Annotated in this window: 1 protein-coding gene and 1 pseudogene; both read left to right on the forward strand. The window is 68.5% G+C overall.

The window, feature by feature from the left end:
- Positions 1 to 433: pseudogene (locus HG542_RS34075) on the forward strand (Crp/Fnr family transcriptional regulator); the annotation flags it as partial.
- Between the two features lie 91 nt (positions 434 to 524).
- A partial coding sequence (locus tag HG542_RS34080; RefSeq protein ID WP_171088299.1) for a cyclic nucleotide-binding domain-containing protein occupies positions 525 to 1325 on the forward strand: 801 nt, incomplete at its 3' end.

A 1325-nucleotide genomic window follows, 5' to 3' on the forward strand; every position in this document is an offset into this window, starting at 1 on the left:
CACCCCCGACGACCTCGACGAACTGCTGGCGACGGTCTGGAAGGACCCCACGTTCCTGCTGGCCCACCCGCGCACCATCGCGGCCATCGCCCGCGAGTTCAACCGGGCCGGCGTCTATCCGGACAGCGTCGACGTCAACGGGCACCAGGTGCCCGCCTGGCGGGGAGTTCCCATCTTCCCGTGCAACAAGATCCCGGTCACCGAGGACGGCGTCAGCTCCGTTCTGCTGATGCGCACCGGGGAGCAGTCCCAGGGCGTGATCGGCCTGCACCGGACGGGAATTCCCGACGAATACCAGCCGAGCCTCTCCGTGCGATTCATGGGAATCAGCGAACAGGCCATCATGTCCTATCTGGTGAGCGCCTACTATTCCGCCGCCGTGCTGGTCCCCGACGCCCTCGGAATTCTCGAGAACGTGGAAATCGGGCACTGAGTTCCGCCGCAGACCGCGCGCAGTGCCTCCCCGCACTGTGCGTATGCCCTGTACGTCCGTCACGCATCGCACAGTTAGGTGATCACCACTCATGACCACGTCAGTGGAGCCCGAGCCCACCGAGCAGGCGGCGGACCGGCCGCAGCTGAGCCTGGGCACGACAGCGGCACGCCAGCTCGCGACGACCACCAAGTCCGTCCCCCAGATGCAGGGGATCTCCTCCCGGTGGCTGCTCCGCGTGCTGCCCTGGGTGCAGGTCTCGGCCGGCACCTACCGTGTCAACAGGCGTCTCACTTACACCGTCGGCAACGGCATCGTCGAATTCATCACCACCGGATCCGAAATCCGCGTCATTCCCGCCGAGTTGGGCGAACTCCCGCTGCTGCGCGGCTTCGAGGACAACGCCGTGCTGGAGGCCCTGGCCGCCGCATGCGTCCAGCGCGAGTACGCACCGGGCGATGCCCTCGCCGAGCAGGGGCGGCCGGCCGACCAGGTGTTCCTGATCGCCCATGGCAAGCTCACCAAGACCGGCCCCGGAAAGTACGGGGACGAGACCGACCTCGGCTCCCTGGGCGCCGGTGATTTCTTCGGCGAGCGCGTACCGCTGGAGCCGGACGGCACCTGGGGGTTCACGGTCCGGGCCACCACGCGCTGCACGGTCCTGACGCTTCCCCTGCAGGCCTTCCAGGAAGTCGCCGACCGTTCCGAGGCGTTGCGCACGCACATCGAAGGCTTCGCCTCACGGCCCGCGCCCCCGGCGAACAAGCGCGGCGAGGCCGACATCACCGTGACCTCGGGCCACTCGGGCGAGCCGGTCATCCCCGGCACCTTCGTGGACTACGAGCCGGGGCCGCGCGAGTACGAACTGAGCGTGGCGCAGACGGTGCTGCGG

It is taken from the genome of Streptomyces morookaense, from assembly GCF_013030945.1.
In the GTDB taxonomy this organism is placed as follows: domain Bacteria; phylum Actinomycetota; class Actinomycetes; order Streptomycetales; family Streptomycetaceae; genus Streptomyces; species Streptomyces morookaensis.